Origin of the sequence: Robertmurraya phoenicis (assembly GCF_047302285.1) — a bacterium.
Lineage (GTDB): Bacteria > Bacillota > Bacilli > Bacillales > Cytobacillaceae > Robertmurraya.
In genome coordinates this window covers 607,034-619,856 of sequence record NZ_CP154845.1, presented here as the reverse complement: position 1 = coordinate 619,856, position 12,823 = coordinate 607,034, and the positions used below count along the sequence as shown (strand labels likewise).

Here is a 12,823-nt window from a genome sequence, read left to right as displayed (position 1 = left end):
CGCATAATATAAAAGCAAGAGACCGGCCCATATTAGCCAGTCTCTTTCCGCTTTACGTGTTAAAAAGGCATATCCTCGTCCTCAAACGCTTCAACAATCTCCTCCAAGTACATTGAACGCATATCGATGATTTCTTCTTTTACTACGGCTTCCATTTCGGTCACTGCTACGCTTAATGTGGACGGAGAAATCCCGTATTGAAGAGCCACTTCTTTTTTTGTTACTTTAATTAAAGGGTTGATTGTCATATTAATATATTGAATCGCGGCTGCATAAGTTGCAGGCTTTTTCGTTAACTGCGACACTTTTTCGCAATATCTATACCAAAGGATGATGCCTCCCGCAATCGCCATTGGCGGGGCATCGAGTTTTTTCATTTCATTTTCGTAAAGCTGTGCGATTGCCTTGTGGGATTCATCGCTCCAAATGAAATCACTAGCACCATATTCAATCGATGCATACGGTAACTCATTCATGATAAAGATCATTTCTTCCTCTAAAAATTCGATCGGATCTTCATAGTCAGAAACTTCAAATCGGTCTTTTATGAACTGCTCATCCTTATCGTCCTCTTCTCCCTCCAAATCAAAGGCTGTTGGGAAAAGGGCCCATTCGTTTCCAAAAGGCACTAAAAATCCAAAAACGAAGGAGTTTTCTTCCGAATCAATCGGTTCTAGAAGCTTGATTGCTAAGGTTTCTTCAGTCAATGTATCTAGCACGGTCATATTGCTCGCATCAATGGAAAGCAAACGGCCAGCAATCGGACGTGGATTGGTCCAAGATTGAAGAATTTCCTTCACCTTCGGACGCTGAATCATTCTACTTTTCTCTTCGATAAATCGTTGGAGAATCGTGCCACCATTATCGACGTGCTCAAATAAGGCAAACCAAACCGTATGGATGAATAAGTAATACTCCATTTCCTCCTCACCCTCGATTAGTAATTCCTCGACTTTGGCCTCGAAATCTTGCTCAATCTCAAACTCGTACTCACGAGTCGCATATTGGATCAGTTGCACCTGTAGATCGACCACTTCTTTTTCAATAATCGAAGTAATCGAAACTGTTTTCTGCATTCCACAGCATTTCTTATACTTTTTTCCACTGCCACATGGGCATGGTTCATTACGACTCACCTTTATATTCATACTTCTCCTCAGTCCATTCATTTGTCTTCGTAATAATTATTACCATTATAACATTTTTCGACATTCTTCCTTTAAAATAAAGAAGTTATTTCGATATAACAATGGTGATTACTAACGCGGAGGTACTTCAACATGAGAAAATTATCTATTCTTATTTTACTTGTCTTTTTCATCACGGGTTGTTCCCCGTCAGCAACCGTGGAAAAAGAAACTGAACATAAAATTGGGATTCTCCTTTCTGATTCAGGACTTGGAGATGAATCCTTTAACGATTCCGCTTTCCGTGGGTTAGAAAATGCCCGGGATGAGTTTGGAATCCTTTTTGATTACCGTGAAGCGCCAGATGGAGATTTAGAAGGTGCCTTAACAGAGCTAGTCGAGGAAGGAAATGACATTGTTATCGGCCTTGGTTTCTCTGTAAAAGAAGCTGTCGAAAAGATTGCAGCTGAGCATCCTGAACAACTCTTTCTATTAATTGACGAAACATCTGAATTGGAAAATGTCATTACGATCACTTTCAAAGAACAAGAAGGAAGCTTCCTCGTCGGCATGATTGCGGCGATGACAAGCGAAACGAATAAAATCGGATTTATCGGTGGAGTTGACGTTCCCCTCATCCATCATTTTAGAGCTGGTTTTGCGCAAGGGGTGCATTACGTAAAGCCTGATGCAGAAGTATTCGTTGATTTTGCTGGTACCTTTGATGATGCAGATTTAGGGAAACAATTAGCGACGACGCAAATTCAGCAAGGGGCAGATTTCATCTATCACGCTGCTGGGTTCACTGGATTTGGCGCTCTCCAAGCTGCACAGGATCAAAACGTTTTGGCTGCCGGTGTGGACACAGACCAATTTTTCGTAGCGGAAAAGGCAGTAGTAACATCGATGATCAAAAAAGTCGATCAAGCCGTTTATGATATTGCGAAAATGCTACACAAAAATGGTGAAATTGATGCTCAATCCTTCCAGCTTGGTTTAGCGGAAGAAGGTGTCGGTCTAGCCGAAATTCGTGTAAAATCTTTAACGCCAGAACAACAAAATATGCTCGAAGGCGCTACTGAGAAAATAACTTCAGGTCAATTAACCGTTAATGCGGAGTAGAGGAGATAGAACATGAGACTACGAGGACGTTTACTAACGATCGCTGTCATTCCTTTGGTTTTAGCGGCAATTGTGATTTCTATTATTATTGTGCAATTAATCAATATCCAAAGCTCGGGAGAAAAGGATGTAGAAATTTTGCTAGAAGTAGAGCAATTAAATGGACAATTGGTTGTTGCCAAACAATCGCTTTCTAATTACACGTTCAATACATCTGAGGCGAACAAAGTAGAAGCATTGGATACGTTAAATAAAATCGAAGCTCATTTCCATGATTTAAGTTCCATTTTAAGAGAAAAAGAGCATCAAGAGATTTTAAATAAAGCCTCTATCAAGTATGAAGATTTATTCGCAAAAGCAACTGACGCTTTTGAAAAAGGGGATAATCCAGCGATTAAACGAGAATCGATCCGTATTTCTGGAATATTGAACGATATGTATCTTCTTGATAGACAAACAAGTGCATGGTATCAAGACATGCTGAAGCAAACGCAGAGAAATATCGATTTTATTGTGGTCTTTACTGTTATAAGTATCGTCGTAATGATCGTATTGTCAGTTCTTGCTTCATGGATATTGGCAAGACGAATCACGAAACCACTTAATGATGTCGTGCAAATGGCGAATCATATTGCCGCTGGTGATTTAACGCAAGAAATCGAAATGACCGATAAAAAAGCAAACAGCCGCTTCGAAATGGATCAACTAAACGTTGCCTTTTCCTATATGATTAACCATTTAAGAGGAACGGTTCAATCGATTGATCAAATTGGTGATGAAGTAACAGCCTTCACGAAGGATGTTTCGGATAAAATGAGAAAGCTACAGGAAGTGAGCACTCAAGTTACTGCTTCTACTGAGGAGTTAGCAAAAGGAAGTGAGTCCATTTCTGAGGATATCCAATCAACGGCATCACTTATGGCCAATATGAGCCAAGACTTTTTACATGTTCAAGACGAAAGCAAGCTTGCATCTGAAGCAAGCATAAGTGCCTTCCAATCGGTTCAGCAAGGACGTAATTCTCTTGAAAAGCAAGGAGAGATCGCCAAGCAACTTTCCCATTCAACAGAGGATATTAATCGTTCCGTAAAAGAATTCACCCAATTCACTGGTGAAATTAACGCAGCCGCCCAATCGGTACGTGAGATTGCGGAACAAACGAATCTCCTCGCCTTGAATGCAGCGATTGAAGCGGCCCGTGCTGGAGAAGCTGGAAAAGGATTTGCCGTCGTGGCTGATGAAGTTCGCAAGTTAGCCGACGATTCAACGAAAGCGACTCAATTAATTACGACGATGGTAACGAATATCATGCATGGTCTACAAAGCATCTCGAAAGCAACGGATCTTGGTAACGAATTGTCAGGTCAACAAGAGCAAGCAAAAGTCGAAACAGAGCATGCCTTTGAAACGATCGCGACAGACGTAACATCAATCCAAGAAAAGCTTGAAGAGTTAGTCCGCAGCATTGAAAGCTCAAACGAAATGAGCAATCAAGTAACCGTTGCAGTTGAAAATATTTCAGCGATTACAGAAGAAACAGCGGCTGGAACAGAAGAAATTTCTGCTTCTACCGAAGACCAGCTCGACGCCTTTGAACAAGTAAGTGAGATGGTTGTCAAATTACAAGGAATGACTGAAACGATGCAAGAAGAATTGAGTAAGTTTAAATTGTAATGAGGATAGAATGACCGCATTCCCAAGTACGGGGAATGCGGTTTTTTAGTGTGGGTTTGGTGTGTTCAAGTTTTCCTTGGGTAACTGCGAAATCCGCAATTCCCCTTAGATCCTGCGCAATTATTCTAAAAAGGTCCGCAATAAACTTAAAATCGTGCGCAATTAATCGCAAAACCCCCGCAATTATGCCGAAAAGACCCGCAATCGAGGATGCCAAGGGAGTCTAACGCCACTAGAAATACCGCTAGAACAGCCCCACCTACGCACTTTCCCCAAAAAAGTAACTCAAAGCCACACACTTCAACGATAAATTCAACAAAAAAGATGCTCAACTCGCCCTTACACTGACGAATTGAACACCTTTCCCACTACCCTAACACAAGGGCGCCATATACGAGTGCACCTGCGATGACATAGGCGGGGTGCACCTTCATTTTTTCCATTAAAACAAAGCTCAATCCTCCAATAAATAGAGTTTGCCAAATCCCTAAGCCTTCATAGGAGGAAAAGAAGAAATCATACGTCATGATTCCAAGTAAAACGGCGATGACTGGACGTATATAGATCGTCATCCATTTTACCTTTGGCGATTCCTTAAATTTCATTAATAGACCAAGAAGGGTAATCATGAGGATCAGTGATGGGCCAACTGTCGCGAAAATCGCTACAATTGAGCCAAGAATGCCACCTTGTTGGAAGCCAATGTAGCCAGCCATTTTCGTCGCAATTGGGCCTGGCAAAGCATTCCCAAGTGCGAGTATTTCACTAAATTCATTCACGGTAAACCATTCATAACGGTCAACTACTTCATTTTCAATCAGTGGAATGGAGGAAGGTCCTCCCCCATATCCAAGTATTCCAGGAATAAAGAAGGCTAAAAAGATCTGCCAATAAATCATGCTCCTTCGGCCTCCTTCTTCTTCTCCTTGGACATGGAATCTTTTTTCCACAGTGCCGCAACTAATAAAATCACAATAATAATAGCAGGATGAATATGTAGAAATTCCAGTACAATTAAGCTTACAATAATAAAAACAATGGACCACTTCATGCCAAGCTTTGAGCCTGTCGATTTTTTCACAAAATCCCATGTAAGCGACCCAAGCATCACCATCACGACCGGTACCACTGCAATCGACATGCCATGCACCCATGGTTGATCCTTATAAGCATTTAGAGCCGTTAAAAGAACAATAATCATAACAATCGACGGAACGATTGAGGCGAGGATTGCGTTTACCATCCCAAAAACCCCACCTATACGATAGCCAATATAACCGGCCATCTTTGTGTTAATTGGACCTGGGAGGGCGTTTGCTAAAGCGAGGATATCTCCAAACTCATCGGAATCCATCCATTTAAACGTATCCACAACTTCTTTGTGAACGAGAGGAATGGCAGACGGACCGCCTCCAAATCCTAAAATTCCAGAACGGAAAAAAGCAATAAAAAGATGTAGCTGCTGTTTAATCATTTTGAAATACCACCTTTCAAAAGGCTTGTGGTCTACTTACGACCACAAACCTTCCCTTACAAGTTTACCACGCTGCAACCGATCCGTCTGTTCTTGATTCGGTACCACCCATTAACACGCCTGTTTCGGGATCACGCCAAATGATTTGTCCACGACCGAAGCCGCCTGAGTCAACCGTTGCTTCGATTTGATGGCCTTTTCGCACCAAGCCCTGCGCTATATGATTCGGGAACCCAGGCTCCACTTGAACCTTTTTATCCCCTACCCATTGCCAGCGCGGTGCATCTAAAGCAGCCTGAGGATTCAAACCAAAATCAATCGTATTCATGATCACCTGCATATGACCCTGTGGTTGCATATAACCACCCATAACACCAAATGGCCCGACTGCTTGATCGCCCTTCGTCAAGAAACCTGGAATAATCGTATGATACGTTTTCTTACCTGGCTTTAATGCGTTCGGATGCTCTGGATTAAGGGAAAAATCATGTCCACGATTTTGCAGGGAAATCCCTGTTCCTGGGACAACAATGCCAGAACCAAAGCCCATATAATTACTTTGAATGAAGGAAACCATATTGCCTTCCCCATCTGCAGTTGCTAAATAGACCGTTCCGCCTCGAGGTGGAGCATATGGCGTTGGATCAATTGCTTGATCGCCAATATGTGATCGGCGTGATTGACCATATGCATCAGATAACAGTTCCTCTACTGTTACAGGCATATCTCGTGGATCGGTGATAAACGCTTTTCCATCTGTATAAGCGAGTTTCATCGCTTCTATTTGCTTATGGTACGTCTCAAGCGTATCCTTCCCTTCAAAGTCAAACCCTTTAGCAATATTTAAAGCTAAAAGAGCCACTAATCCTTGACCATTTGGCGGAATTTCCCACACATCATAGCCACGGTAGTTGACCTTGATTGGTTGTACCCACTCAGCCTTATAGTTAGCGAGGTCTTCTTTGGAAAGAAAACCATTATATTTTTTTGAAAATTGATCGATTTTCTCGGCTAGTTCTCCACGATAGAAACTTTCCCCGTCCGTTTCAGCGATGGAGCGAAGGGTTGCAGCATGCCCTGCTGATTTCCAAACCTCACCGACTTTCGGCGCTCTCCCATCTGGAGCAAAGGTCTCAAACCAATGTTGAAATTCTTCATCTGTTAGTTTTTGCTTATAATTTCGATATGCAACTGCCCAATATTTACCGAGAATTGGCGTTAACGGATAGCCATTTTCCGCATAATCAATGGCTGGAGCTAAAACTTCTTTAAGAGGAAGCTTCCCAAAGCGTTTCGATAACTCAGCCCAAGCTGAAGGTGCACCTGGTACAGTAACCGGTATTAATCCATGAGTCGGCATTTTATCATGGCCTCTCTCTTTAACCGCTTCAATACTAATCGATTTCGGAGATGGACCACTTCCATTTAGACCGTGAAGCTCTCCCTTCGTCCAAACAAGGGCAAACGCATCACTTCCGATTCCATTAGAAGTTGGCTCAACAACTGTCAACGTCGCCGCTGTGGCAATGGCTGCATCAATGGCGTTTCCACCTTTTTTCAAAATATCAAGGCCTGCTTGTGCCGCTAATGGCTGTGAGGTTGCGACCATTCCTCGATTCGCTATCACGGCTGTTCGTTGCGACTGGTATGGGTAATTTAAAAAATCAAACTTCATATGTATAGCTCCCCCTTTATCGTAGGCCCTGTTCTCAGACTATGACACAAATTGTTTCGAAATGCGTATGATCATCCAAAATAGGTGACAAGACCTTCCTTATTATTGTGAAAAATACGAAAAATCCGTATATTCATATTGTAATAGACTAGCGGGAGAAGTACAATTAGATGATTTTTTTGGAAAAATATATGAGTGGTGGTTGAGTTGTGGGAATGGTGGATTGCGGGGGTTTTGTTGATAATTGCGGTGAAATCAAGGCTAATTGCGGATTTCACAGTTTAAAGTTGGAACACGATCTCGGCGAAAAAAATTCATCTATAAACTCAGCCCACCAAAAAACCGCATTCCCCGAACTTCGGGAATGCGGTTCAACGTTCTATTTAATGTGCTTCGATTAAACCGTAGCGGCCGTCCTTACGCTTATACACGACATTGGTAAGGTTGGTTTCTGCATTAGTGAAGACGTAGAAGTTATGGCCTAGCATGTTCATTTGAAGAATCGCTTCTTCGCTGTCCATTGGCTTTAAATCAAAGCTTTTTTGACGAACAACTTCTAGCTGTTCTTGTTCTTCTTCCGTCGCTACTCCGCCTGGCTCTTCAAAGTTTGCAAAGAAATTATTGACGCCACCTTTTTCACGAAACTTACGGTTTACTTTTGTTTTATGTTTACGAATTTGTCGCTCCAATTTATCGGTAATTAAATCAATTGCGGCATACATATCTACATGAATTTCCTCAGCACGCAATACAAGATTCTGCATCGGAATTGTTACTTCTACCTTAGATTTCTTGTCATTGTAGGTCTTTAAGTTAACATTCACATTTGCATCAGGAGTTTCAGTAAAATACCTTTCGAGTTTGGCAATTTTCTTTTCGACATACTCTCTAATTGCCGGAGTTACCTCAATGTTTTCTCCACGTACGTTAAAATTCATAAGTGAACTCCTCCTTTTCGATTATCCTTCACCTATCAATCCTTGTTCACTGGTCACCATCACGGCTCTAGCTACAAAAGAATTAACACTATAGCCTCTTTAAAAAAGACTATATATTACATTTCTATTTTAACCCAAGAAACTCCTGCTAAAACGGAAAAAAAGGTTTAAAAAGTTTGTCGAATTGGTGAATGGGCGAATCGCTACAAGGCAAATATAAATAAAAACGACCCTCGCAGGGCCGCTCTAGATTAACCTTTTATATCAATATTACTACCAAGATGTGGCTGGGCTGTGTGCTGTAGTGCGTTAACATCGGTACTGTTCATCACTTGATTAATAAGTTCCGCAGCATTTCCTTCTGCCATATCCATCGTCTTTTTTAACAGAGAAAGTGACGCTTGTTGCTGCACTTGGCCTTGGCTTAGCGCCATTGACATGCGTGCAATATCCATTTAAAGCCTCCAAATTCTTCCTACCTTTTCGAGTTAAATTGCGAGCAGGTTGATTTATTTTTTCTTATCTAAAAACATACCATCCACAGCTAAGTTTTCATATGGATTAGCATACTGATCATTTTTCTGTTTTTTTAACTGCAAGGTTTTAATATCCTGCTTTATTACGTTCTTTTTTTTCTGCATTAAAGTCTGAATTTCTTTTTCTTGATGAACCAACTCTAATTTGGTTTTCTCATCTAATTGGGACGCTAATTGGGACAGATCAGAAAGTTCCTTTAACCATTTTTGTCTTAGTTGAAGTAACTCATCTATTTTATTCATTTGCTTCTCGCGTTGATCGTTTTGAAAATCTTCCTCAAGTAAAGCCTTTAGTTCTCTAGACACAATAATGAATTGCTCGAGTTCTTTCATTAAGCTTTGCCACTTTCAGCATATTGTTTTCTTGTTGATTGAATAACTTCCTTCCACATTTCGCGAAATTCCATCACAAACCCCTCAACTTCATCGAGGATTTGTGCATCATTTTTCAAATTTGCTTCAACAAGTCTCCTATGCATATAATCATACATTTGCATTAAATTATGAGAAACCTCAATATCCATATTAAGTGTAACCATAAGTTCTTGAATGATATTTTGAGCTTTAATTAAATTAACATTCCTTTGCTCAACATTATGATCTTCGATAGCATTTTTGGCTAGTTTAATAAACTTTAAACATCCGTTGTAAAGAAGCAATGTTAACTCACCAGGTGACGCCGTATTTACAGAATTCTGTCTATATGCTTGATGTGGTTGGTTTATAGCCATTCTTTTATTCACCTATTTCTTATTATTGACTTCCCATTCCTAAATAAGACATGAGTGTATTGGATTGATTATTTAGCTCTTGCATCGCTTTTTCCATCGCATTAAATTGACTCCAATAACGATCCTCAGCAGTAGCCAAACGGTCTTCAAACCTTTGAATCTGATCTTCAAAATCAAGTAATTGCTTACCCATTGTATAAGATTGTGCTGTTTTAAAACTATTCCCTGCTCTATCTTCAATACTTCTAATGGTGGATGAAATCGTTGTACGAACTCGCCTTGCTAATCCTTGCTCGCTGGAAGTTGGACCATCTGCCATAAAAAGTTGATAAACAGCATCTGGATTATCTTCAATCGCTGCCTTTAGCTTCTCCGCATCGATTTCGAGTTTTCCTCGTTCTAAATAATTCTTGGTAGTAGTAATTCCAATTTCCGCAAGTTGATTATAATTTTCATCCGTTCTCGTCACATCATTAGCGGTAACTTGTGTGTACATATTCGTTCTCAATGTATCTAGCGCATTCGAAAGAATCGAGTCTCTGCGAAGCATTCCACTTTTTGCTTTTTCTTCCCATCTTGTAACTTCATCTTCACTTAATGATGATTTTTCTTCATCTGATAACGGAGCATAACTCGTATAGCGTTCCTCCGTTAATTTTCCATTAATCTTATCGATCACTTCGTTATACTTATTAACAAAATCGGTAATGGTATTAACGATACCCTCTGTATCGGTTTGAATCCCTATAGTAGCAGACTCACCCTCTACTGAATCTTTCTTTAGCGTGAAGGAAACACCATTTATAGTAAAAGCATTGTTCTTTCTCGAGGTTTCTAAGCCATTTATTTTAAATGTTGCATCCGTACCAGTTCCTACTTCATCATCTCCTAGACTTAATGAAGATGTGAAAAATGAATGACTAGTTTCGGAAGTAACTTTGCCATTTTCATCTCTTGTCGCATTGACGAATTCAATTTCATTTCCTGTAGGATTAAAATCCCCTGTTAACGATCTCATGGCAACGACTTTATCAGAACCACTATCATAGAACATGTTTACACCAGCATCTGATTTATTAATCGTCAAAAACATATTATCAAGGGTAGTAGTCCCATCAAATTTGAAATTCTTATACTGTGCTTCCCCTTTTTCATTATATGTTTTGACATCAAATTCTAGGTAATGGCTAGTATACTTTACATCTTTGGGACCCGCCTCTAAATCTTTCCCAAGCACCATTTTTCCAGTTGTCGTATCAATAAACACTTCGTTCTCTGTTAATGCACCTTCAGAGGAAGTTTTAACGGTAAAGTTTTCACCACCAATTGAAATGGTTGAACCCTCTTCAACAGCAAAACTAGTTAATCTAAATTCTCTACCGCCATTTTCTGGAATGGTAATGGACACTTTCTTTTCTTCCGACTTCCAGTCAAATTGGCTATTAGCTAGTTTGTCCTTTTGAGACCATAGGCTCTTTGCAGAGTCAATTTGATTTCCAGCAGAACTAATTGCATTTTCACTCTGCTTTCTAGCCGCCGTTGCTAGTTTCACATTTTCTATTTTATAGTTAACGTTTGAGGCATCGGGACCTGCAATCGCCGTCACAAAATCGGAATTTGATGACGTAACTGATTTCGTCATCATTTTCGATTGTTTGTACACCCCATCAAAAATGAACGTATCCAATTCCTTTAGTAATAGATTCATGTCGCGATAATCATCACGTTTCCACTCTAATAACTGTTTCTTTTGATAGATTTTATCTAGCGGAATGCGTTGTGCCTTCATTAGTGAGTCAACAATTGACTGTGTATCCATTCCACTTGCGATACCTGAAAAACGAATAGAATTTACCATATTGCCAGTAACCTCCTTTTTTACAACTTTTCGTCTATAAATAAACCTAAGTATTCGGTCATCTTAGCATACATATCGAGTATTTCTTTAGTAGGGACTTCTCTCACTACTTCTTTTGTCTCTTTATCTATTACTTCTACATAATATCGATCCAATTCTTCATGCAACTTAAATGTAACAGAAGTATATTTTGGGTGTAAAAATTCATTCATTCCTTTAACGATATGCTCTGTTTCTTCCTTTGAAAGCTTACCTTTATGTTCTTCTTTTACCTCTTTTTGCGGTTTATCTTGATGTTGTTCTATTGGTTTTACCTGCTTTGATTTTTGAATAGCTCTTTCCTCTTTACCAACAGATGGAGTAAAACTAGATGTAAGCATTGATTTTGATAACCCGCCAATATCCATAGAGAACAACTCCTCATTTTATCCTAATATTTATATCGGACAAGCTGAGCACATCTTAAGTTTTTTTAGGATCTATTCTGTCAATTTGATAGAATTCTAGAACTTTGTTTACCCCTTCAATGACTGACTGCACATCTTCATCCGTCATTTTCGGGAAAAGAGGAATCGTTAAGGCTGATTCATACCAATCTTCCGCAATCGGACATAACCCTTTTTTATACCCTAATTCCTGATAATAGGGGTGCAAATACACTGGCAAATAGTGAACATGAACCCCAATATTTTCCGCACGGAGGGCTTCAAAAATTCCCCTTCTTCCAACTGTAAATTTCTCTAAATCTAATTGCAGCATATATAAATGCCAGCTGGAATTAGTTGATTCTAACTGATGCGGGACTTGTACTCCATCTACCATAGAAAATTCTTCATTATAAACAGATACAATCGATCTGCGTCTCTCGATAAAAGAGTTAAGTCTATTCATTTGCGATATACCCAGAGCCGCATGTAAATCAGTCATACGATAGTTATAGCCTAACTCTACCATCTCATAATACCAAGGACCTTCATCCTTCGACAAATGACTACTCGTGATCCCGTGTGAACGAAACAATCTTAATTTTTCGGCATACTCCTCGGAATTCGTTACAATCATTCCACCCTCAGCGGTTGTAACATGCTTGACAGGATGAAAACTAAACATTGTCATGTCAGCAAGTGTGCCTACTTTTTGTCCTTTATAGCTTGCACCTATCGAATGGGCAGCATCTTCAATGATGACCAAATTATGCTCATTTGCTATTTCTTTAATAGCATCGATATCAACCGGTTGCCCGGTAAAATCTACAGGAATAATGGCTTTTGTTTTTGTTGTGATCGCTGCCTTAATTTTCTCCGTATCAATATTATAAGTGTCCTTATCAATATCGACAAATACCGGTGTACCTCCACAATACAGGACACAATTACTGCTAGCCGCAAATGTAATGGGGGTAGTAATCACCTCATCCCCCTTCCCAACTCCGGCAGCAAAGCAGGCTCCATGCAAGGCAGCAGTTCCATTAGAAAAAGCCACTGCATACTTGGAACCAACATAATTTGCAACCGACTGTTCAAACTGTTCTATTTTTGGCCCCTGTGTAATAAACGGACTCTTCAATGTGTCTACAACCATTTGTACATCTTCTTCATCAATCCATTGTTGACCATAAGATAAATAAGTATCTCTTACTGGTTTCCCGCCTAATACTGCAAGCGTCATCCTATATCCCTCCAAAAAAA

Annotated in this window: 13 protein-coding genes; 2 read left to right on the top strand and 11 right to left on the bottom strand. The window is 40.0% G+C overall.

Going from position 1 to position 12,823, the window contains the following annotated elements; all coding sequences use genetic code 11:
• Positions 1-59: 59 nt before the first annotated feature.
• Positions 60-1,148, bottom strand: a complete 1,089-nt coding sequence (locus AA0X71_RS02875; RefSeq protein ID WP_413358988.1) for a YecA family protein — start codon at positions 1,146-1,148, stop codon at positions 60-62.
• A gap of 132 nt (positions 1,149-1,280) precedes the next feature.
• On the opposite strand from AA0X71_RS02875, the gene AA0X71_RS02870 reads away from it, so the two are divergent.
• The gene (locus AA0X71_RS02870) at positions 1,281-2,249 is read left to right on the top strand and encodes a BMP family lipoprotein (RefSeq protein WP_413358985.1); all 969 of its coding nucleotides are present in this window, start codon (positions 1,281-1,283) and stop codon (positions 2,247-2,249) included.
• A 12-nt stretch (positions 2,250-2,261) separates the two neighbouring features.
• Positions 2,262-3,923 (top strand): methyl-accepting chemotaxis protein, encoded by a 1,662-nt coding sequence (locus tag AA0X71_RS02865; protein ID WP_413358983.1) that lies wholly within the window; start codon positions 2,262-2,264, stop codon positions 3,921-3,923.
• 368 nt (positions 3,924-4,291) lie between these two features.
• Here AA0X71_RS02865 and AA0X71_RS02860 read toward each other — a convergent pair whose 3' ends face one another.
• The 10 genes from AA0X71_RS02860 to pseC all read right to left on the bottom strand — a co-directional run bounded on the left by AA0X71_RS02860 (position 4,292) and on the right by pseC (position 12,803).
• Positions 4,292-4,822: a chromate transporter gene (locus AA0X71_RS02860; RefSeq protein WP_413358980.1), complete on the bottom strand. Its 531-nt coding sequence runs from the start codon at positions 4,820-4,822 to the stop codon at positions 4,292-4,294.
• Positions 4,819-5,397 carry a chromate transporter gene (locus AA0X71_RS02855; RefSeq protein ID WP_413358978.1) on the bottom strand — a complete coding sequence of 193 codons (579 nt, stop codon included), beginning with the start codon at positions 5,395-5,397 and terminating at the stop codon, positions 4,819-4,821. Before AA0X71_RS02855 ends, AA0X71_RS02860 begins: the two co-directional genes overlap by 4 nt.
• A gap of 64 nt (positions 5,398-5,461) precedes the next feature.
• Positions 5,462-7,072, bottom strand: coding sequence for a gamma-glutamyltransferase family protein (locus AA0X71_RS02850; protein WP_413358976.1), 1,611 nt, complete (start codon positions 7,070-7,072; stop codon positions 5,462-5,464).
• Positions 7,073-7,455: 383 nt separating this feature from the next.
• Positions 7,456-8,010 (bottom strand): ribosome hibernation-promoting factor, HPF/YfiA family, encoded by a 555-nt coding sequence (hpf, locus tag AA0X71_RS02845; RefSeq protein WP_413358973.1) that lies wholly within the window; start codon positions 8,008-8,010, stop codon positions 7,456-7,458.
• A gap of 251 nt (positions 8,011-8,261) precedes the next feature.
• A complete protein-coding gene (locus tag AA0X71_RS02840) occupies positions 8,262-8,465 on the bottom strand; it encodes a YjfB family protein (protein ID WP_413358971.1) in 204 nt (67 codons plus the stop codon).
• A gap of 54 nt (positions 8,466-8,519) precedes the next feature.
• Entirely contained in the window at positions 8,520-8,879 is a 360-nt protein-coding gene (locus AA0X71_RS02835; protein WP_413358968.1) for a hypothetical protein, read from the bottom strand.
• Complete coding sequence (gene fliS / locus AA0X71_RS02830) at positions 8,879-9,277, bottom strand: flagellar export chaperone FliS (RefSeq protein ID WP_413358966.1); 399 nt, start codon at positions 9,275-9,277, stop codon at positions 8,879-8,881. The genes AA0X71_RS02835 and fliS overlap by 1 nt, the downstream gene beginning before the upstream one ends.
• Before the next feature lie 22 nt (positions 9,278-9,299).
• Positions 9,300-11,135, bottom strand: coding sequence for a flagellar hook-associated protein 2 (locus AA0X71_RS02825; RefSeq protein WP_413358963.1), 1,836 nt, complete (start codon positions 11,133-11,135; stop codon positions 9,300-9,302).
• 20 nt (positions 11,136-11,155) lie between these two features.
• The gene (flaG, locus tag AA0X71_RS02820) at positions 11,156-11,542 is read right to left on the bottom strand and encodes a flagellar protein FlaG (protein WP_413358960.1); all 387 of its coding nucleotides are present in this window, start codon (positions 11,540-11,542) and stop codon (positions 11,156-11,158) included.
• Positions 11,543-11,597: 55 nt separating this feature from the next.
• On the bottom strand, positions 11,598-12,803 hold the full coding sequence (gene pseC / locus AA0X71_RS02815) for a UDP-4-amino-4,6-dideoxy-N-acetyl-beta-L-altrosamine transaminase (protein WP_413358957.1): 1,206 nt from the start codon (positions 12,801-12,803) through the stop codon (positions 11,598-11,600).
• Between the last annotated feature and the right edge of the window lie 20 nt (positions 12,804-12,823).